This is a genomic window from Erwinia sp. INIA01, assembly GCF_025947915.1.
Taxonomy (GTDB): Bacteria; Pseudomonadota; Gammaproteobacteria; order Enterobacterales; family Enterobacteriaceae; genus Erwinia; species Erwinia coffeiphila.
On sequence record NZ_JAPDNC010000006.1, the window covers coordinates 87,180 to 106,783 of the forward strand.

The following is a 19,604-nucleotide window of genomic DNA, read 5'->3' on the forward strand; positions in this document are numbered from 1 at the left end:
CTGATTTGTAAATATGTCCTGATGACCTCACAAAAATAATGGCGTAATGGAACTTCTCCAATGAAAACCACTCAAATCGCGTGCTTGCTCGAAAACAATATTGGGTTATCACTGGGAGTTTGGTTACGCGTGGAAACAGATTTGGGGAGATTTTACCTCGGATGAGCGAGCAGTTAACGGATCAGATTCTCGTTGAGCGTGTGCAGAAGGGCGATCAGAAGTCATTCAATTTACTGGTAGTACGCTACCAGCATAAAGTGGCGAGTCTGGTTTCCCGCTATGTACCTTCAGGAGATGTTCCTGACGTTGTGCAGGAATCATTTATTAAGGCCTATCGTGCGCTGGAATCGTTCCGGGGAGATAGTGCTTTCTATACCTGGCTCTATCGAATTGCCGTCAATACGGCTAAAAATTATCTGGTGGCTCAGGGGCGTCGTCCGCCGTCCAGCGATGTGGACGCTATCGACGCAGAAAATTTCGAAAGTGCGGGAGCGCTGAAAGAAATTTCGAACCCTGAGAACTTAATGTTGTCAGAAGAACTGAAACAGATAGTTTTTCGTACTATCGAAACACTACCCGAGGATCTGCGCATGGCGATTACATTGCGCGAACTTGATGGCCTGAGCTACGAAGAGATAGCGGTTATCATGGATTGTCCGGTGGGTACGGTTCGGTCACGAATTTTTCGTGCACGAGAAGCTATTGATAATAAAATTCAACCGCTTATCCAACGTTAGTAATAACGTACACAGGAAGGGTATTGAGGCATGCAGAAAGAACAACTTTCCGCTTTAATGGATGGTGAAGCACTGGATACCGAGCTGATGTCGGCTCTCAATTCCGATGCAGCACTACAGAAAAACTGGGAAAGCTATCATCTGATCCGCGATACGCTGCGTGGCGATGTCCCACAGCTGCTGGATTTTGATATCGCTGCCCGCGTGGCCGCGGCTATCGAAGATGAGCCAGCGAAAACTGTTATCCGATTGATCCCGGAAGCTCAGCCGAAACCCGAAGAAGCTGCAGCGATGCCGTTCTGGGGCAAATTACGTCCGTGGGCTGCTCAGATTACTCAGGTCGGCCTGGCCGCCTGCGTTTCACTGGCGGTCATCGTTGGCGTTCAGCAGTACAACAAGCCCGTTGTAGGCCAGTCCTCCGATTCTCCGGCGTTTAACACGCTGCCGATGATGGGGCAGGCTTCGCAGGTTAGCCTTGGCGTGCCGTCTGAAAACGCAACCAGCACTAGCAAAGTCAATCAGCAGGTGCAGGATCAGCGTCGTCGCGTGAATGCACTGCTGCAGGACTATGAGCTTCAGCGTCGTCTGCATGCAGAACAGCTGCAGTTCGATCAAAATCCTGACCAGCAGGCTGCTGCTCAGGTTCCCGGTAATCAGTCCTTAGGAATGCAACAGCAGTAATGAAGCAGCTTTGGTGTGCCGTCAGCCTTCTGGCTGGCAGCCTGATGTACTCCTCTGTCGCCCCGGCACAATCTCCGTCCGGGGCGCTGTTACAACAGATGGAGCAGGCAAGCCAGTCTCTCAGTTATGAACTCGCCTATATCAATGTCTCCAGACTGGGGATCGAATCCCTTCGCTATCGTCATGCGGTCATTGACAACAAAACCTACGCACAGCTGCTGCAAATGGATGGGCCTCGTCGAGAGATCATTCAGCGCGGCAGTGAAATCAGCTATTTCGAACCGGGCCTGGAACCTTTCACCATGGCGGGCGATCATATTGTTGATTCGTTGCCTGCGCTGGTCTATGCCGATTTTCAGCATCTTGCCAGCAACTATGATTTTGTTCCGGTTGGCCGCACGCGTATCGCCGATCAGCTTTGTGAAGTGATTCGCATCGTCTCACGCGATGGTACCCGTTATGGCTACGTTGTCTGGCTGGACAGTGAAACTAAATTGCCGCTGCGGGTTGATTTGCTCGATCGCGATGGTGAGACGCTGGAGCAGTATCGCGTGATCAGTTTTGCCGTCGATCAGGGCGTCAGTAAGTTGATGCAGGGACTGGAAACCGCGAACTTGCCGCCTTCGCTGTCGGTGCCTGCGGGTAACAAGGTGGCGTTCAACTGGAAGGCAGGATGGTTACCGGCCGGAATGAAGGAAGTGGCGCAGAGTCGACGCCAGATCCCATCGCTAAACCGCCCGGTAGAATCGCGCCTCTACTCTGATGGTCTGTTCAGCTTCTCGGTAAATATTACTCTTGCCGATAAAAACAGCACCTCTCAGCAATTGCGCACTGGGCGTCGTACGGTGCAAACTGAAGTGCGTAATGATGCGGAAATTACCGTAGTGGGTGAATTGCCACCTGCTACTGCCAAACGCATTGCTGACAGCATTACTTTAGGTACGACACCATGATGAGAGAATGGGCTACGGTTGTCTCGTGGCAAAACGGCGTGGCTACGCTGCATTCGGAAATTAAAACCTCCTGCAGCAGCTGTTCCGCGCGTAAAGGCTGTGGCAGCCATATGCTGAACAAGCTTGGGCCGAAAAATGCCCATGTGATGAAAATTGCCAGTGCCGAGCCGTTGATTCCAGGCCAGCGTATTGAGTTGGGTATTGCTGAATCCAGCCTGCTGAGTTCGGCGCTGCTGGTTTATATGTCGCCGCTGGTCGGATTGTTTATTCTTGCCGGGCTGTTCCAGATGCTGTTCCACAGCGATTTGGCCGCTGCCTGCGGTGCGCTGCTGGGCGGTATTGGCGGCTTTATCATCGCCCGCGGTATTTCCAGCGTGCTGGGCCGTTCCGCGTCGTACCAGCCGGTAATTCTCAGCGTGGCACTGCCGCCGGATGCGCTGCACGTCTCCACCGATGCCTGATCCTTATCGCCTCTGCCCCGGTCAGTACCTGGCGGGCAGAGTGATGCCTCGCCTAATATTTGCGCAATTCTTTGTTTCCACGCCGTTGCTGGTACTATTGGCACCCCGCGATGATTCCACCCCTTTGATATGTAGTGTAGAATGCAGCCTTTCGGGCCTCTGTTCGCCTGTGATATCACGCTCTCCTGATTTTATATCGCGAGAGTTCCAGAATTTGTAAGGCAGAAAAACCTCAATAATGAAGCACATAAGAAACTTTTCGATCATCGCCCACATTGACCACGGCAAATCGACGCTCTCTGACCGTCTGATTCAGATTTGCGGTGGCCTGACCGAACGTGAAATGGCTGCACAGGTTCTGGATTCCATGGATTTAGAACGTGAGCGCGGCATTACCATTAAAGCGCAGAGCGTTACCCTCGATTATCACGCTCCTGATGGACAGACCTACCAGCTGAACTTCATCGATACCCCGGGACACGTTGACTTCTCTTACGAAGTTTCCCGTTCTCTGGCGGCGTGTGAAGGCGCACTGCTGGTGGTTGATGCCGGTCAGGGTGTTGAAGCCCAGACGCTGGCAAACTGCTATACCGCGATGGAAATGGATCTGGAAGTGGTGCCGATTCTGAATAAGATCGACCTGCCAGCTGCCGATCCTGAGCGCGTTGCTCAGGAAATTGAAGATATCGTTGGCATCGACGCTACCGATGCAGTGCGCTGCTCGGCGAAAACCGGCGTTGGCGTGCCCGACGTACTGGAACGTCTGGTACGTGATATTCCGCCGCCGGAAGGCGACCCGGAAGGCCCGCTGCAGGCGCTGATTATCGACTCCTGGTTTGATAACTATCTGGGCGTTGTGTCGCTGGTGCGTATCAAGAACGGCACCATGCGCAAGGGCGACAAGATCAAGGTGATGAGCACCGGTCAGGTTTACAACGCCGACCGCTTAGGTATTTTCACACCAAAACGTGAAGATACCGACGTGCTGAACTGTGGCGAAGTAGGCTGGCTGGTCTGTGCGATTAAAGACATCCTCGGTGCGCCGGTGGGCGATACCCTGACGCTGGCACGTAACCCGGCGGATAAAGCGCTGCCTGGCTTCAAAAAAGTGAAGCCACAGGTTTACGCCGGTCTGTTCCCGATCAGCTCCGACGACTATGAAGCCTTCCGCGACGCGCTGGGCAAGCTGAGCCTGAACGACGCTTCTCTGTTCTACGAGCCGGAAAGTTCAACGGCCCTGGGCTTTGGTTTCCGCTGCGGCTTCCTTGGTCTGCTGCACATGGAAATTATCCAGGAACGTCTGGAGCGTGAGTACGATCTCGAACTGATTACCACTGCGCCAACCGTAGTGTATGAAGTTCAAACCACCGATGGTCAGATTGTCTATGTCGACAGCCCGGGCAAACTGCCGCCGCTGAACAATATTGAAGAGCTGCGTGAGCCGATTGCGGAATGTCATATGCTGCTGCCGCAGGAGTACCTCGGAAACGTGATTACGCTGTGTATTGAAAAACGCGGCGTGCAGACCAACATGGTTTACCACGGTAACCAGGTTGCGCTGACCTATGAAATTCCGATGGCGGAAGTGGTGCTTGATTTCTTCGACCGCCTGAAGTCGACTTCACGTGGCTATGCGTCACTGGATTACAACTTTAAGCGCTTCCAGGTCTCTGACATGGTGCGCGTGGATGTGCTGATCAACAGCGAGCGTGTTGATGCGCTGGCGCTGATCACCCACCGTGATAACTCGCAGTATCGCGGCCGCGAACTGGTCGAGAAGATGAAAGATCTGATCCCTCGTCAGCAGTTTGACATTGCGATTCAGGCGGCGATTGGTACGCACATTATCGCTCGTTCAACCGTTAAACAGCTGCGTAAAAACGTTCTCGCCAAGTGTTACGGCGGTGACGTCAGCCGTAAGAAAAAGCTGCTGCAGAAACAGAAAGACGGTAAGAAACGCATGAAGCAGGTGGGTAACGTTGAGCTTCCGCAGGAAGCGTTCCTTGCCATTCTCCACGTAGGTAAAGACAGTAAATAAGCCCACATTTAGGGCTTTGAGGGAACTGGAATGGCTAATATGTTCGCCCTGATTCTGGCGATAGCAACGCTGGTCACCGGGATTATCTGGTGTATCGACAAGTATAAATGGGCACCGGCCCGCCGGGCGAAGCGCGCAGCGGCAAAAGCCGAAGGCACGCCAGAAACCAAAGCGGATAAACAGCCGGGCTGGGTAGAAACTACGGCATCGGTGTTCCCGGTATTGCTGGTGGTTTTCGTGGTGCGTTCATTTATTTTTGAGCCGTTCCAGATCCCTTCAGGATCGATGATGCCGACGCTGCTTATCGGGGATTTTATCCTCGTGGAAAAATATGCTTATGGCATCAAAGACCCGATCACCCAGACTACGCTGATCCCAACCGGGCATCCTAAGCGTGGTGACGTGGTGGTATTTAAATACCCGAAAGACCCAAGTCTGGACTATATTAAGCGTGCCATTGGTGTTCCCGGCGATCGGGTTACCTATGATCCGCTGAGTAAAACGGTATCAGTCACGCCTGGCTGCGGTGGTGGCAAGTGTGAAACCGCGCTGCCGGTGACTTACTCTGACGTAGAGCCAAGCGACTTTATCCAGACCTTCAGCGGTTTTAACGGCAATGAAGCCGGCAATGGTTTCTTCCAGGTGCCGCAGGGTGAATCCATGCCTGGCGGTCTGCGCCTGGCAACGCGTAATGAAACACTTGGCGACGTGACTCACCGGATTCTACTGGTGACTCAGATGCCAAGCCAGGCCGCTTCTTACTATCAGCAGCCAGGCCAGGAGCAGTCCACGTGGGTTGTGCCGCAGGGCATGTACTTTATGATGGGCGACAACCGAGATAACAGCGCCGACAGCCGCTACTGGGGCTTTGTCCCGGAACGCAATCTGGTGGGTAAAGCGACGGCTATCTGGATGAGCTTCGAAAAACAGGAAGGCGAATGGCCGACCGGCGTACGTCTGAGCCGGATTGGTGGCATTCACTAATACTCATCGTAGGGTGAGTATATTTAACGGTTGGCTTCCCGCTTTGGGGAGCCACTGCACACGAAACAGATCGTGTTGGTGTTCAGGCTCAGCCCTGTTCCGTGTGCAGCATAATTGACGCATTCAGAAATTGGTAACGCATGAACCCCATCGTAATTAACAAGCTTCAACGCAAGTTGGGCTACACTTTTACTCATCAGGAATTGTTACAGCAGGCACTGACTCACCGTAGCGCCAGCAGCAAACATAACGAGCGACTGGAATTTCTGGGCGACTCTATTCTGAGCTATGTCATCGCCAATGCCCTTTATCATCGCTTCCCGCGCGTGGATGAAGGCGATATGAGCCGTATGCGAGCCACGCTGGTTCGCGGTAATACGCTGGCGGAAATGGCACGAGAGTTTGACCTCGGTGAATGCCTGCGCCTAGGGCCGGGCGAGCTGAAAAGCGGCGGTTACCGTCGTGAATCGATTCTGGCTGATACGGTCGAAGCGCTGATCGGAGGGGTATTCCTCGACAGCGATATTAGAACGGTTGAGCAGCTGATCCTCAGTTGGTACGCCAGCCGTCTTGAGCAGATCAGCCCGGGCGATAAACAAAAAGATCCGAAAACGCGCCTGCAGGAGTTTCTGCAGGGTCGCCATCTGCCGTTGCCATCCTATCTGGTCGTGCAGGTTCGTGGCGAAGCGCACGATCAGGAATTTACTATCCACTGCCAGGTAAGCGGCATGGCAGATCCGGTTGTGGGAACCGGTTCAAGCCGTCGCAAAGCTGAGCAGGCAGCGGCCGAACAGGCGCTGATTAAGCTGGGAATTGAATGAGCGAACAAACCACCCATTGCGGCTTTATTGCTATTGTAGGCCGTCCAAACGTCGGTAAATCGACCTTGCTGAACCAGCTTCTGGGGCAGAAGGTTTCTATTACCTCGCGTAAACCGCAAACCACCCGCCACCGTATTATGGGCATCCACACCGAAGGTGCCTATCAGGCGATTTACGTGGATACCCCTGGTCTGCATATGGAAGAAAAGCGGGCGATTAACCGCCTGATGAACCGTGCAGCCAGCAGTTCTATCGGCGACGTTGAGCTGGTGATTTTTGTCGTTGAGGGCACCAAATGGACCGCCGACGACGAAATGGTGCTGAACAAACTGAAAGACAACAAAGTACCGGTGCTGCTGGCGATCAACAAGGTCGACAATATCACTGATAAAAGCATTCTGCTGCCGCATCTGCAGTTCCTGAGCGAGCAGATGAACTTTATGGACGTGGTGCCGATTTCGGCTGAAAAAGGCAATAACGTTGATACGATTGCCAATATCGTGCACAAGCTGCTGCCGGAAGCGGAGCATCACTTCCCGGAAGAGTATGTGACCGATCGTTCTCAGCGCTTTATGGCTTCTGAAATCATCCGTGAAAAGCTGATGCGTTTCCTCGGAGCAGAACTGCCGTACTCGGTGACCGTCGAGATTGAGCAGTTCGTCTCTAACACGCGCGGCGGCTATGATATCAATGGCCTGATCCTCGTTGAGCGTGAAGGGCAGAAGAAGATGGTCATCGGCAATAAAGGCGCCAAGATCAAAGTGATCGGTACGGAAGCGCGTAAAGACATGGAAGAGATGTTCGAGGCGAAGGTGCACCTTGAGCTGTGGGTTAAAGTGAAGTCCGGCTGGGCGGATGATGAACGTGCCCTACGCAGCCTGGGCTATACTGACGACCTCTGATTTTGATGGAAGGCTGGCAACGCGCATTTGTTCTGCACGCACGCCCTTGGAGCGAAACCAGCCTGCTGCTCGATCTGTTTTCTGAACAGCACGGCAGGGTGCGGGTCATGGCGAAAGGTGCCCGCTCCAAACGTTCCAGTCTCAAGGGTGCTCTGCAACCCTTCACCCCTCTGCTGGTACGCTGGGGAGGGCGCGGCGAGGTGAAAACCCTGCGCGGCGCTGAACCCGTTTCGCTGGCGCTTCCGCTCAGCGGTACTACCCTCTACTGTGGCCTGTACGTCAACGAACTGCTCACCCGCGTGCTGGAGCACGAAACAGCCTTCAACGAACTCTTTTTTGACTACCTGCACTGTATTCAGGCACTGGCGGCAACGTCCGGCTCGCCGGAGCCTGCGCTGCGCCGCTTTGAGCTGGCAATGCTGGGGCATCTCGGCTACGGCGTGGATTTCATGCACTGCGCCGGAAGCGGTGAAGAGGTCGCCGATGAGATGACCTACAGCTACCGGGAAGAGAAGGGCTTTATTGCCAGCCTGGTGGTAAATAATCGCAGCTTCACCGGTCGACAGCTGCGCGCGCTCTGGCAGCGAGAATTTCCCGATGCGGACACCCTGCGGGCAGCCAAGCGTTTTACCCGTATTGCACTCAAACCCTATCTCGGCGGCCGGCCGCTAAAAAGCACTGAGCTGTTTCGCCAGTTTCTGCCGAGAAAACGAGCGGACACTCCGCCTGCGGCAGACGAATAGCGACAGGTCATACCCCTGCGCCCGTCGAACGTTGTACACTCGATAAAACATTCGCGATTACCAGAGGACCCCATGGCTGAGTTACTGTTAGGCGTAAACATCGATCATGTTGCTACCGTACGCAACGCTCGCGGTACTAATTATCCCGACCCGGTTCAGGCGGCATTTGTCTCAGAGCAGGCGGGTGCTGACGGCATTACCGTCCATTTACGTGAAGACCGTCGTCACATCACCGATCGCGATGTACGTATTCTGCGCCAGACTATTCAGACCCGTATGAATCTGGAAATGGCCGTTACCGATGAGATGGTTGATATCGCCTGCGAGATCGTGCCGCACTTTTGCTGCCTGGTACCAGAAAAGCGTGAAGAGGTGACCACCGAAGGCGGGCTGGATGTGGCCGGTCAGCTGGAAAAAGTGACGGCTGCGGTTAAGCGCCTGAACGACGCCGGCATCCTCGTTTCTCTGTTTATTGACGCCGATCGTGGGCAAATCGACGCCGCTGTGGCTTCCGGTGCCCCTTATATTGAAATCCATACAGGGGCTTATGCCGAAGCGGCAGAAGGCCCGGCGCGCGATGCCGAGTTGGCACGCATTGCCGAAGCGGCTACCTACGCCGCAGATAAAGGGCTGAAGGTTAATGCCGGTCACGGTCTGACCTATCACAACGTCCAGCCCATTGCCGTGCTGCCGGAGATGCACGAGCTGAACATCGGTCACGCGATCATTGGCCGTGCGGTTTTCAGTGGCCTGGCGGATGCAGTTAAAGAGATGAAGCAGCTGATGCGGGAAGCGCGTCGCTAATGGCTATTCTTGGCCTGGGTACGGATATTGTGGAGATTGCCCGCATTGAAGGGGTGATCTCACGCTCGGGTGACCGGCTGGCGAAGCGGGTGCTCAGCCCCAATGAGTGGGCGCAGTACCAGGCGCATCAGCAGCCGGTGCGGTTCCTCGCCAAGCGTTTCGCGGTGAAGGAGGCGGCGGCAAAAGCCTTCGGCACCGGCATTCGTGGCGGTCTGGCGTTTAATCAGTTTGAAGTGTACAACGACGAGTTAGGCAAGCCGGGATTAAGATTCTTCCAGCACGCACAGGAAGTGGCAAAGAAGCTGGGCGTGATGCATGTTCACGTTACCCTGGCAGATGAGCGCCATTACGCCTGTGCGACGGTAATTATTGAAAGCTAACCCGCAGGGTGCAGCACCACGAATTTGTCCCACAGCTGGTCGTTCGTCTCTACCCGCTGTGGGTCAACAATAATGGTGTTATCAATCGGGCAGACCTGCTGACAGGTGGGCGCATCATAATGGCCTACGCACTCTGTACAGCGATCGGTGTCGATCTCGTAATACTCCATGCCCATCGAAATCGCTTCGTTGGGGCATTCAGGTTCGCACATATCGCAGTTGATACAGCGTTTGGTGATCAGTAGAGCCATCTTGGATGAGGTGCCGTTAAATTAATTTAATCAGTAGGTTAACAAGTCGATAAATCTCGAATTCATTAACTTACTGTTGCAAATTCAATGCCGCGCACTGTATCACAATTAGCTGATAGCCCCAATAACGTCGATGTTTTAGCCGCATAAAGACATTAAGCCGGTTATTAGCTTTCTGGTTCTATATTCAAGTCAACTTCTTAACCAGCGCCTCACTGTGCCGAATATGGCTTGTTGCACGCTCAGGATCGCGCTGGATCAGTGCCATAAACAGCAGATCGGTTAGTGCCAGCTGTGCCATAGTGGAGGATATAGCGGCACTGCGGGTGGTTTGCTCCTCTGCCACAGTATAGAGACAGTGTGATGCCGCCTGCTGCAGCGTGTTCGGCGTAAAGCCGGTAAAAGCCAGCACCGTGGCGCCAATCCGTTGTGCTTCCTGCGCCGCCAGGTTGATTTCCCGTCGCTCGCCGGTGTAGGAGATCGCCAGCAGCACATCGCCGGGGCTCATCGCCTGCACGCTGGCCAGCAGTGCATGCATATCCTGCTCTGCAACCGCGCTGATACCAATCTTCATCAGCTTCCACGAAAAATCTTTTGCCACCAAACCGGAAGCGCCAATACCCACCAGAACAATACGCTTCGCGTTTCGCAGCAGGCGCAGCGTCTCCAGCAGCATCTCTTCACTGTTGATATCCAGCGTGGCGCGAATGGCGGACATCTTTTCCGTAAACAGCTTCTCGCCCACGGTTTTAAGGGGGTCGTCGCTGAGAATCAGGTTATGCACGGTAATCGCGTCTTTGTCTGCCAGCGACTCACTGAGTGCCAGTTTCAGCGCCGGGAAACCTTTATAGCCCAGCTTTTGGGCAAACTTCACCACGCTGGACTGGCTGACGCCGGATTCATCCGCCAGCTTTTGTGAACTCAGGTGGCGTGCGCGGTCCGGCTGCGACAGCAGGTAGTCAGCCAGGCGGCGCTCATTGAGTGCCAGGCTGGGATACAGCTGACGAATACGCAGCAGTGAACTCATCTCTTTTCCTCTTGCCAATTCGAACTCATCACGTTGAATTGGCAGCAATGATAACAGGCATGACGCAAAGTCTAACCTATTGATTAGCAGTTTCCATTCTTTACCGGGCCAAAATGCAATGCCCTCAGGGCAGACCGATTTGCGTGCCGGATTTTTCTGCATCTCGTCGTTCTACTAACGTTTACAATGATCTTAGTGTAAAAACGGTTTATTTTGAATAAAATATTCAACAAATGAAATATCTGTTCGAATTAAAAATTCAGTCAAGGGGGAAGAATGGATCTGGGTTCACTGGTGTCAGAAACCCGCAATGCGGACACTCTTGACCTCGACAGCCTGTCAACGCTGGAGATGGTCAGCAAATTTAACCAGCAGGATGCCACCGTGGCTGCGGCGGTAAGCCTGACTCTGCCGCAGGTAGCAAAGGCCGTTGACGCCGCCGCCGCCGCACTGTCTGCCGGTGGTCGCATCATCTATATGGGAGCAGGTACAAGCGGCCGCCTTGGCGTGCTGGATGCATCCGAATGTCCGCCGACCTTTGGTGTATCACACGATCTGGTGATTGGTTTGATTGCCGGTGGGCCGGGGGCGATGTTTAAGGCCGTTGAGGGTGCTGAAGACGACGAACAGCTCGGCGTGAGCGATTTGCAGGGGCTGGATCTCAGCCCTGATGATATGGTGATCGGCCTGGCCGCATCCGGCCGCACGCCTTACGTCATCGGTGCGCTACGCTATGCCCGCCAGCACGGATGTCGCACGGCAGCAATTTCCTGCAATCCCGGATCGCCAATTGCCCGCGAAGCGGAAATTGCTATTTCGCCGGTGGTAGGACCGGAAGCGCTAACGGGATCCACCCGCCTGAAGTCTGGTACTGCACAAAAGCTGGTACTGAATATGATCTCCACCGGTGCGATGGTGAAAATCGGCAAGGTCTGGCAAAACCTGATGGTCGATATGAAAGCCACCAATATTAAACTGGTGGATCGCGCGCGTCGTATGGTGTGCGAAGCGACCGGTTGTACTCCGCAGCAGGCCGATGACGCATTAGGGCAGGTCGACTATGAAGCTAAAACGGCCATCCTGATGATCCTGGCCGATCTGCCAGGCTCCGAGGCGCGCGAGCGGCTTGCCAGGCACGGTGGTTTTCTTCGCGCCGCGCTTAACGAGCGCTAAAAGCGAGTTCTTCACTCACTTCTGACTACACTTATTCTCTGTACGCTACGGGTGTAGCGTGCTTTGCTGCTGGTGAACTCAGCCCGACGGCGAAGAACGTGAGTAACGGGCCGATCGGGGAGGCTGAACAACAGCTTCCTCTTCACCCAATTTTAAGATTCATTGACTGTGAGGAGTAAGGTTTGACAACCGGTCAGGAGCGACGCGTTATTTTTTTTGACCTCGACGGTACGCTGCACAAGCAGGATATGTTTGGTACCTACATGCGCTGGATGCTGCGCCGCCAGCCGTTAAATCTGCTGCTGGTATTGCCGCTGCTGCCGGTGGTGGCTGCGGGCCTGCTATTGCGCGGTCGTGCTGCCCGCTGGCCAATGAGCCTGCTGCTGTGGTCCATTACCTTTGGTCACAGCGAGCAGCGTCTGCAGCAGCGTGAAAATGAGTTCGCCAGCTGGTTTCGCCAGCGCGTGAAGGCTTTTCCGGTGGTGCAGCAGCGCCTGACGGACTACCTCAACAGCGATGATGCCGACGTTTGGTTAATCACCGGATCGCCGCAGCCGCTGGTGGAGCAGGTGTATTTCGATTCCGCGTTTCTGCCGAAGGTTAAACTGATCGCCAGCCAGATGTCCCGTGCCAGGGGCGGGCGGGTGCTGGCGCTTCGCTGCCTGGGGCACGAAAAGGTCGCGCAGCTGGAAGAGCAGATCGGCACGCCACTTCAGCTCTACAGTGGGTACAGTGACAGTAATCAGGATAACCCGCTGCTGTTCTTCTGCCAGCACCGTTTCCGCGTAACCCCCGTGGGGGAGCTGCAACAGCTGGAATAAGCGCGGTCTGTCGGGCGTAATCAGTGTATAATGTCGCGCTTTTTTTCCGCTGGAGACTCAGGTGAGCGACAATAATGATGAATACTGGATGCGCCACGCGCTGATGCTGGCCCGCCGAGCCTGGGACGAAGGTGAAGTTCCGGTTGGCGCGGTGCTGGTTCATGAAGGGCGGGCGATCGGCGAAGGCTGGAACCGGCCAATCGGCCATCACGATCCTACCGCGCATGCGGAAATCATGGCGTTGCGGCAGGGTGGGAAAGTCATTGAAAATTACCGGCTGCTTAACACTACGCTGTACGTAACGCTGGAGCCGTGCGTGATGTGCGCGGGGGCGATGGTTCACAGCCGCATCGGCAGGCTGGTGTTTGGTGCACGTGATGGAAAAACCGGTGCGGCAGGCTCGCTGCTTGATGTACTGGGGCATCCCGGCATGAACCATCAGGTGCAAATAGAAGAAGGCATTCTGGCGACGGAGTGTGCGGCGATGCTGAGCGACTTTTTCCGCCATCGGCGCGCGGAGAAAAAAGCGCAGCGTCAGGCGGGGAAGGCGATTTAGCCTCAGTTCATCGCCAGCTGCGGCGGAACGGCAGGGTAGGCGTTACCCAACTCGGCCTCGGTTGCGGCCTTCTGCGCCAGCTTTCTTTCCTGATCTTCCAGGTACCCCACCAGGCTTATCTGATACTTACGAATATTCTCGACATACGCGTAGGCTTCGTGCCCGCGCGCATAGCCATTGGTGGTCTGGCTGTAGTAACGCTTCTGGCTTAACATCGGCAGACGCAGCTTTACATCTGCCCAGCTGTCAGGATTACCCTGCTGTTTTTCCGTCAGCTTGCGCGCATCCAGCATATGGGCATAACCCATATTGTAAGCGGCGAGGGCGAACCAGATGCGTTCATCATCCGGGATTCCTGCCGGCACTTTCTCCATCATCTTTACCAAATACTCGCTGCCGCCGCGTACGCTTTGCTCGGGATCGGTACGGTCCGTCACGTTCAGGCTGTCTGCGGTGTTACGCGTTAACATCATCATCCCGCGCACGCCGGTTGGCGAGGTAGCCTGGGGGTTCCAGTGTGATTCCTGGTAAGAGATTGCCGCCAGCAGTCGCCAGTCGATGCTCTGCGCATATTTCTCAAACAGCGGCTGGATCGCCGGTAGCGTGCCATCGATGGCTCGCAGGAATGTCCGGGTATCAACATAGTCAAAAGTACCGACGTGGCCGAGATACTTCTCATCCAGACGCGCCATTGCACCTTCTTCGCCCATCTCGTTATAGAAGTCGAGCATCGCCGCATTCAGGCTGTCGTCCTGTTCCCGCTGGATATACCAGGTGACGGGCTCTTCATCGGAGATATCAAACGCCACCGCCAGCTGCGGATGAATACGCTGCATCAGGCCAATAGTGACCGAATCACCCACCGTATAATCGATTTTGCCATCGGCAACTGCCTGCAGCAGCGTCTGCGGCGTTTGATCGGTGGAGATCGCCCAGTCGAGGTCCGGGTACTGATTCTCTTTCGAATCGCGCAGGGTGGAAAGATAGGCTGAGCCGGATGCGACGATCAGCCGTCCTTTCAGATCGCCGAGGTTCTTCGGTCTGGCTGCGCCGATGCGGTACACCAGCTGCTGCGAAACGGAATAGTAGGTCGGACCGGCGCGAAAATGCGCCAGACGCTCATTGTTGTAAATTAAACCGGCCGCCAGCACATCAGCTTTGTCATCTTCCAGATCGTCAAACAGATCGCTCAGGTTCGGGCGCACGGTTACTTCCAGCTTCACGCCGAGATAATCGGCAAAGCGTTTTGCCAGCTCGTAGTCCATACCGGCCGGTGATTTATTGACGGTGTAATAAGTCAAAGGAGAATTTATCGTGCTCACACGTAAAACTCCTCGCGATTTTATCTGCGCGATGCGGTCGGTTGCACCGCCGTACCAGGGTATCGACGGCCACAGTGCAAGCGCGAGCAGCACCATAACCAGCCCGATGAGCAGGTAATTTAATTTTAGGCGTTTCAAATAGTTATCTCTCGGTAGCTCTCAGGTATCTGTCTTTTACGGCAGTATTTATTGGCTATAATTGCTCCTGAGCGTGGGGCATTTTGCTCAAGTCCGCGTGGCATCGCAACTTAAATCAACCTGAATCGTGTAATTTTCAGCCAATTCTGGATGTCGATTAATTCTGCGCAAACGGTTTCGTAACCGGTGGGGATTCTCTATAATAGCGCCCGTTTTCCCTGTTGCGCCCAATGAAGCGTCGCCCGGCGCTTCGAGACGAGAGATCTTTAATGATGGAAATTCTGCGTGGTTCGCCCGCCCTGTCGGCATTTCGTATTAACAAACTGCTGACCCGCTTTCAGGACGCTCACCTGCCGGTGAGTGATATTTACGCCGAGTACGTCCATTTCGCCGATGTCAGCGCTCCGCTTGATGCGGATGCAAAAGCGCGCCTGCAGCGCCTGCTGAAATACGGTCCTTCTCTCGCTGAGCATACCCCGGAAGGCCGCCTGCTGCTGGTGACCCCGCGTCCCGGCACGATCTCCCCGTGGTCATCCAAAGCGACCGATATCGCCCACAACTGCGACCTGCCGCAGGTTCTGCGCCTTGAGCGCGGCCTGGCCTTCTATATTCAGGCTCCACAGCTGACTGATGCACAGTGGGGGGCTTTGGCCGCTCTGCTGCACGATCGCATGATGGAAACCGTGTTTACGGATCTGAATCAGGCCGAGCAGCTGTTCGCACACCATCAGCCCGCGCCGGTACAGAGCGTGGACGTTCTGGGTGAAGGTCGTGATGCACTGGTTCAAGCCAATATCAAGCTGGGCCTGGCACTGGCCGAGGATGAGATCGACTACCTGCTGGCCGCGTTTGAAAAACTGGGGCGCAACCCGAACGACATCGAGCTCTATATGTTTGCCCAGGCAAACTCCGAGCACTGCCGTCACAAAATTTTCAATGCCGACTGGGTGATTGACGGTGAGCAGCAGCCGAAGTCGCTGTTCAAGATGATCAAAAACACCTTCGAGAAGACCCCGGACCACGTGCTGTCTGCCTATAAAGACAATGCCGCGGTGATGGAAGGTTCTCAGGTCGGCCGTTTCTACGCTGACCGTCAGGGTGCCTATGACTTCCATCAGGAAGATACGCACATCCTGATGAAGGTAGAAACCCATAACCACCCGACGGCAATTTCTCCGTGGCCGGGTGCCGCGACCGGTTCAGGTGGCGAAATTCGTGATGAAGGCGCAACCGGACGCGGTGCGAAGCCAAAAGCCGGCCTTGTTGGCTTCTCCGTGTCTAACCTGCGTATCCCGGGCTTTGAACAGCCGTGGGAAGAGGATTTCGGCAAACCTGAACGTATCGTTACCGCGCTGGATATCATGACCGAAGGCCCTCTGGGCGGTGCGGCGTTTAACAACGAATTTGGTCGCCCGGCGCTGAACGGCTACTTCCGTACCTATGAAGAGCGTGTTAACAGCCACAACGGCGAAGAGCTGCGCGGCTACCACAAGCCGATCATGCTGGCCGGTGGTATTGGTAACATCCGTGCCGATCACGTGCAGAAAGGCGAAATCACCGTGGGTGCCAAGCTGATCGTACTGGGTGGCCCGGCGATGAATATCGGTCTGGGCGGCGGTGCCGCGTCATCTATGGCTTCCGGCCAGTCCGATGCCGACCTCGACTTCGCCTCCGTTCAGCGCGACAACCCGGAAATGGAACGCCGCTGCCAGGAAGTGATCGACCGCTGCTGGCAGCTGGGTGAAGCTAACCCGATTCTGTTTATCCACGACGTCGGTGCGGGCGGTCTGTCCAACGCCATGCCGGAACTGGTCAGCGACGGCGAGCGCGGTGGTCGTTTCAATCTGCGCGATATTCTCAATGACGAACCGGGCATGAGCCCGCTGGAAGTTTGGTGTAACGAATCGCAGGAGCGTTATGTTCTGGCGGTTGCACCTGAGAGCATCGAACTGTTTGACGAGCTGTGCAAACGTGAACGCGCTCCGTATGCGGTGATCGGCGAAGCTACCGAAGAGATGCACCTGTCGCTGGCCGACAGCCATTTCGACAATACGCCAATCGATCTGCCGCTGGACGTGCTGCTGGGCAAAACGCCAAAAATGACCCGCGATGTTGCCAGCCTGAAGGCGAAAGGCGACGCGCTGGTTCGCGACAACATTTCTATTGCTGATGCGGTCAACCGCGTTCTGCACCTGCCGACCGTTGCGGAGAAAACCTTCCTCGTGACTATCGGCGACCGTACCGTCACCGGCATGGTTGCGCGCGATCAGATGGTGGGACCGTGGCAGATCCCGGTGGCTAACAGCGCGATCACCACCGCCAGCCTTGACAGCTACTACGGTGAAGCAATGGCGCTGGGCGAACGTGCGCCGGTTGCCCTGCTGGACTTCGCTGCATCCGGCCGTCTGGCCGTGGGTGAAGCGCTGACCAACATCGCAGCGACCCAGATTGGTCCGCTGACGCGCATTAAACTTTCCGCTAACTGGATGGCCGCCGCTGGTCACCCGGGTGAAGATGCGGGCCTGTATGAAGCGGTCAAAGCCGTCGGCGAAGAGCTGTGCCCGGCGCTGGGTATCACTATCCCGGTGGGCAAAGACTCCATGTCGATGAAAACCCGCTGGCAGGAAGGGACCGAGCAGCGCGAGATGACCTCTCCGCTGTCGCTGGTGATCACCGCCTTTGCCCGTGTGGAAGACGTACGCAAAACCGCTACGCCACAGCTGCAAACCGTGGATAACCGCCTGCTGCTGATCGACCTTGGTCAGGGCGTTAACGCGCTGGGCGCAACGGCACTGTCTCAGGTTTATCGTCAGTTGGGTGACAAACCTGCCGACGTGCGTGATGCGAAACAGCTGGCCGGGTTCTGGAACGCTATCCAGACGCTGGTGGCCGATGACAAACTGCTGGCTTACCACGACCGTTCAGACGGCGGCCTGCTGGTAACGCTGGCAGAAATGGCCTTTACCGGTCACTGCGGCGTTGAGGCAGATATTGCCGCGCTGGGCAGCGATAGCCTGGCTGCGCTGTTTAACGAAGAACTGGGTGCGGTGATTCAGGTTGCTGCCGCAGACTGCGCGGCGGTTGAACAGGTGTTTGCTGCCAACGGACTGGGCGACTGCGTTCACGTGCTGGGTCGTGCGGTAGAGGGCGATCGCTTTGTGATCACCTCCGGCGATTCTGCGGTGTACAGCGAAAGCCGTACCACCCTGCGTACCTGGTGGGCTGAAACCACCTGGCAGATGCAGCGCCTGCGTGATAACCCGGCCTGTGCCGATCAGGAACACGAAGCTAAGAAAGACAACAGCGATCCGGGCCTGAACGTCAAACTGACCTTCAAACCAGAAGAAGATATCGCTGCACCGTTTATTGCCACCGGCGCGCGTCCAAAGGTTGCCGTGCTGCGCGAGCAGGGCGTTAACTCCCACGTTGAGATGGCGGCTGTCTTCCACCGTGCCGGATTTGATGCGGTTGACGTGCATATGAGCGATCTGCTGGCGGGCCGTCGTGGTCTGAGCGACGTTCAGGCACTGGTTGCCTGCGGCGGCTTCTCTTACGGCGATGTGCTGGGCGCGGGCGAAGGCTGGGCGAAATCGATTCTGTTCAACAGCCGCGTGCGCGACGAGTTCGAAACCTTCTTCCACCGTCCGCAGACGCTGGCGCTGGGCGTGTGCAACGGCTGCCAGATGATGTCGAATCTGCGTGAGCTGATCCCGGGTAGCGAAGAGTGGCCGCGCTTTGTGCGCAACCAGTCCGAGCGTTTTGAAGCGCGCTTCAGCCTGGTCGAAGTGGCGGCCAGCCCGTCGCTGCTGCTGGATGGTATGGTCGGTTCCCGTATGCCGATTGCGGTTTCGCACGGTGAAGGCTTTGTGGAGGTGCGCAGCGATGCACATCTGGCACAGCTTGAGCAGAAAGGGCTGGTGGCGCTGCGCTTTGTCGATAACTTCGGCAACGTGACCCAGCAGTACCCGGCTAACCCGAACGGTTCTCCAAACGGCATTACGGCGGTGACTAACGAAAGCGGTCGCGTAACGATTATGATGCCGCACCCGGAGCGCGTGTTCCGCACCGTCAGCAACTCCTGGCACCCGGCAGAGTGGGGCGAGGACAGCCCGTGGATGCGTATTTTCCGCAATGCGCGTAAGCAGCTGGGCTGATACCTGTGTGAGTAGCCTGCTGTAAATCAGCGGGTTAATGGCAGGTTTGAAAAAGCCACTGTCCTTTGGGATGGTGGCTTTTTTTGTAAGTGACATTTCCGGAACGGGTGTCAAGATGAAAAGCTTTGCTGGGATTGCGGTGAAGAGGGCCAGCCTGGGCGGCTACCGGGCGGTCCTCGCGCCGCTTTGCGGTGCCTTCGGTTTCGGTATCGGGCCTTGCGGATCGGCGTGGAGCGGGCGTCCTGCCCGCGCCACGCCTGAGCCCGGCATCCCTGCCGTTCTCTCCGGTCCCGCTACCTGCACCTCAGCGCTGCGGATTGCCCGTCAGCCGCCCAGGCTGGCCCTCTTCCGGAATTTGTCGTCGCTTCTTATCTGAATTGAGACGGATTACAGTCATGAGTATTGACCTGGTCGGTAAGTTGATATCGCTTTCATTAGCTGAATGGGCGGTTGGTTTCTCTGCCGTTTTCTCCGGCCCCGCTGCCTGCACCTCAGCGCTGCGGATTGCCCGTCAGCCGCCCAGGCTGGCCCTCTTCCGGAAATTGCCGTCGCTTCTTATCTGAATTGAGACGAGGTCAGTCATAAGTATTAACTGGTCGGCAAGTTGATTTCCCTTTCATTAGCTGAATGGCTAGTAGGTTTCCCGGACTGTCTCGTT

19 protein-coding genes are annotated in these 19,604 nt (G+C 55.7%); 16 read left to right on the forward strand and 3 right to left on the reverse strand.

Going from position 1 to position 19,604, the window contains the following annotated elements; translation table 11 throughout:
- Nucleotides 1-161: 161 nt before the first annotated feature.
- The 11 genes from rpoE to acpS all read left to right on the forward strand — a co-directional run bounded on the left by rpoE (nucleotide 162) and on the right by acpS (nucleotide 9,504).
- Entirely contained in the window at nucleotides 162-737 is a 576-nt protein-coding gene (gene rpoE / locus OMR58_RS12415) for an RNA polymerase sigma factor RpoE (protein ID WP_105593184.1), read from the forward strand.
- A gap of 30 nt (nucleotides 738-767) precedes the next feature.
- Nucleotides 768-1,418: an anti-sigma-E factor RseA gene (rseA, locus tag OMR58_RS12420; protein ID WP_200561574.1), complete on the forward strand. Its 651-nt coding sequence runs from the start codon at nucleotides 768-770 to the stop codon at nucleotides 1,416-1,418.
- Complete coding sequence (rseB, locus tag OMR58_RS12425; RefSeq protein ID WP_264546100.1) at nucleotides 1,418-2,371, forward strand: sigma-E factor regulatory protein RseB; 954 nt, start codon at nucleotides 1,418-1,420, stop codon at nucleotides 2,369-2,371. Before rseA ends, rseB begins: the two co-directional genes overlap by 1 nt.
- A complete protein-coding gene (gene rseC / locus OMR58_RS12430) occupies nucleotides 2,368-2,832 on the forward strand; it encodes a SoxR-reducing system protein RseC (protein WP_105593187.1) in 465 nt (154 codons plus the stop codon). The genes rseB and rseC overlap by 4 nt, the downstream gene beginning before the upstream one ends.
- Before the next feature lie 238 nt (nucleotides 2,833-3,070).
- Complete coding sequence (gene lepA / locus OMR58_RS12435; RefSeq protein WP_105593188.1) at nucleotides 3,071-4,870, forward strand: translation elongation factor 4; 1,800 nt, start codon at nucleotides 3,071-3,073, stop codon at nucleotides 4,868-4,870.
- A gap of 30 nt (nucleotides 4,871-4,900) precedes the next feature.
- On the forward strand, nucleotides 4,901-5,854 hold the full coding sequence (lepB, locus tag OMR58_RS12440; protein WP_105593189.1) for a signal peptidase I: 954 nt from the start codon (nucleotides 4,901-4,903) through the stop codon (nucleotides 5,852-5,854).
- A gap of 140 nt (nucleotides 5,855-5,994) precedes the next feature.
- Complete coding sequence (gene rnc / locus OMR58_RS12445; RefSeq protein ID WP_105593190.1) at nucleotides 5,995-6,675, forward strand: ribonuclease III; 681 nt, start codon at nucleotides 5,995-5,997, stop codon at nucleotides 6,673-6,675.
- On the forward strand, nucleotides 6,672-7,577 hold the full coding sequence (gene era, locus OMR58_RS12450; protein WP_200561580.1) for a GTPase Era: 906 nt from the start codon (nucleotides 6,672-6,674) through the stop codon (nucleotides 7,575-7,577). Before rnc ends, era begins: the two co-directional genes overlap by 4 nt.
- Before the next feature lie 5 nt (nucleotides 7,578-7,582).
- On the forward strand, nucleotides 7,583-8,320 hold the full coding sequence (gene recO, locus OMR58_RS12455) for a DNA repair protein RecO (protein WP_105593192.1): 738 nt from the start codon (nucleotides 7,583-7,585) through the stop codon (nucleotides 8,318-8,320).
- Between the two features lie 72 nt (nucleotides 8,321-8,392).
- Nucleotides 8,393-9,124, forward strand: coding sequence for a pyridoxine 5'-phosphate synthase (gene pdxJ, locus OMR58_RS12460; RefSeq protein ID WP_264546101.1), 732 nt, complete (start codon nucleotides 8,393-8,395; stop codon nucleotides 9,122-9,124).
- Nucleotides 9,124-9,504, forward strand: coding sequence for a holo-ACP synthase (acpS, locus tag OMR58_RS12465; protein WP_105593194.1), 381 nt, complete (start codon nucleotides 9,124-9,126; stop codon nucleotides 9,502-9,504). Before pdxJ ends, acpS begins: the two co-directional genes overlap by 1 nt.
- On the opposite strand, the gene OMR58_RS12470 is transcribed toward acpS, so the two are convergent.
- Nucleotides 9,501-9,755 (reverse strand): YfhL family 4Fe-4S dicluster ferredoxin, encoded by a 255-nt coding sequence (locus OMR58_RS12470; protein ID WP_105593195.1) that lies wholly within the window; start codon nucleotides 9,753-9,755, stop codon nucleotides 9,501-9,503. The two genes, acpS and OMR58_RS12470, sit on opposite strands and share 4 nt — an antisense overlap.
- 187 nt (nucleotides 9,756-9,942) lie before the next feature.
- Nucleotides 9,943-10,782, reverse strand: a complete 840-nt coding sequence (locus OMR58_RS12475) for a MurR/RpiR family transcriptional regulator (RefSeq protein WP_105593196.1) — start codon at nucleotides 10,780-10,782, stop codon at nucleotides 9,943-9,945.
- A 276-nt stretch (nucleotides 10,783-11,058) separates the two neighbouring features.
- Between OMR58_RS12475 and murQ the strand changes: the two genes are divergently transcribed.
- From murQ to tadA, 3 genes are all read left to right on the forward strand, one after another.
- A complete protein-coding gene (murQ, locus tag OMR58_RS12480; protein ID WP_200561588.1) occupies nucleotides 11,059-11,955 on the forward strand; it encodes an N-acetylmuramic acid 6-phosphate etherase in 897 nt (298 codons plus the stop codon).
- Nucleotides 11,956-12,137: 182 nt separating this feature from the next.
- Nucleotides 12,138-12,776: a phosphatidylglycerophosphatase C gene (gene yfhb, locus OMR58_RS12485; protein ID WP_264546102.1), complete on the forward strand. Its 639-nt coding sequence runs from the start codon at nucleotides 12,138-12,140 to the stop codon at nucleotides 12,774-12,776.
- A gap of 61 nt (nucleotides 12,777-12,837) precedes the next feature.
- Entirely contained in the window at nucleotides 12,838-13,332 is a 495-nt protein-coding gene (tadA, locus tag OMR58_RS12490) for a tRNA adenosine(34) deaminase TadA (protein WP_200561591.1), read from the forward strand.
- A 2-nt stretch (nucleotides 13,333-13,334) separates the two neighbouring features.
- On the opposite strand, the gene mltF is transcribed toward tadA, so the two are convergent.
- Complete coding sequence (mltF, locus tag OMR58_RS12495) at nucleotides 13,335-14,792, reverse strand: membrane-bound lytic murein transglycosylase MltF (RefSeq protein ID WP_264546103.1); 1,458 nt, start codon at nucleotides 14,790-14,792, stop codon at nucleotides 13,335-13,337.
- 269 nt (nucleotides 14,793-15,061) lie between these two features.
- On the opposite strand from mltF, the gene purL reads away from it, so the two are divergent.
- Both purL and OMR58_RS12505 read left to right on the forward strand, forming a co-directional pair.
- Entirely contained in the window at nucleotides 15,062-18,946 is a 3,885-nt protein-coding gene (gene purL / locus OMR58_RS12500) for a phosphoribosylformylglycinamidine synthase (RefSeq protein ID WP_264546104.1), read from the forward strand.
- 395 nt (nucleotides 18,947-19,341) lie between these two features.
- Nucleotides 19,342-19,509: a hypothetical protein gene (locus OMR58_RS12505; protein ID WP_264546105.1), complete on the forward strand. Its 168-nt coding sequence runs from the start codon at nucleotides 19,342-19,344 to the stop codon at nucleotides 19,507-19,509.
- The last annotated feature ends 95 nt before the right edge of the window (nucleotides 19,510-19,604 follow it).

Coding starts and splice junctions, on each gene's coding strand:
- lepA (WP_105593188.1), top strand. CDS start 3,071: ATGAAGCACATAAGAAACTTTTCGATCATCGCCCACATTGACCACGGC.
- rnc (WP_105593190.1), top strand. CDS start 5,995: ATGAACCCCATCGTAATTAACAAGCTTCAACGCAAGTTGGGCTACACT.
- OMR58_RS12470 (WP_105593195.1), bottom strand. CDS start 9,755: ATGGCTCTACTGATCACCAAACGCTGTATCAACTGCGATATGTGCGAA.
- rseC (WP_105593187.1), top strand. CDS start 2,368: ATGATGAGAGAATGGGCTACGGTTGTCTCGTGGCAAAACGGCGTGGCT.
- lepB (WP_105593189.1), top strand. CDS start 4,901: ATGGCTAATATGTTCGCCCTGATTCTGGCGATAGCAACGCTGGTCACC.
- rseA (WP_200561574.1), top strand. CDS start 768: ATGCAGAAAGAACAACTTTCCGCTTTAATGGATGGTGAAGCACTGGAT.
- recO (WP_105593192.1), top strand. CDS start 7,583: ATGGAAGGCTGGCAACGCGCATTTGTTCTGCACGCACGCCCTTGGAGC.
- murQ (WP_200561588.1), top strand. CDS start 11,059: ATGGATCTGGGTTCACTGGTGTCAGAAACCCGCAATGCGGACACTCTT.
- OMR58_RS12505 (WP_264546105.1), top strand. CDS start 19,342: ATGAGTATTGACCTGGTCGGTAAGTTGATATCGCTTTCATTAGCTGAA.
- acpS (WP_105593194.1), top strand. CDS start 9,124: ATGGCTATTCTTGGCCTGGGTACGGATATTGTGGAGATTGCCCGCATT.
- rpoE (WP_105593184.1), top strand. CDS start 162: ATGAGCGAGCAGTTAACGGATCAGATTCTCGTTGAGCGTGTGCAGAAG.
- rseB (WP_264546100.1), top strand. CDS start 1,418: ATGAAGCAGCTTTGGTGTGCCGTCAGCCTTCTGGCTGGCAGCCTGATG.
- purL (WP_264546104.1), top strand. CDS start 15,062: ATGATGGAAATTCTGCGTGGTTCGCCCGCCCTGTCGGCATTTCGTATT.
- era (WP_200561580.1), top strand. CDS start 6,672: ATGAGCGAACAAACCACCCATTGCGGCTTTATTGCTATTGTAGGCCGT.
- OMR58_RS12475 (WP_105593196.1), bottom strand. CDS start 10,782: ATGAGTTCACTGCTGCGTATTCGTCAGCTGTATCCCAGCCTGGCACTC.
- pdxJ (WP_264546101.1), top strand. CDS start 8,393: ATGGCTGAGTTACTGTTAGGCGTAAACATCGATCATGTTGCTACCGTA.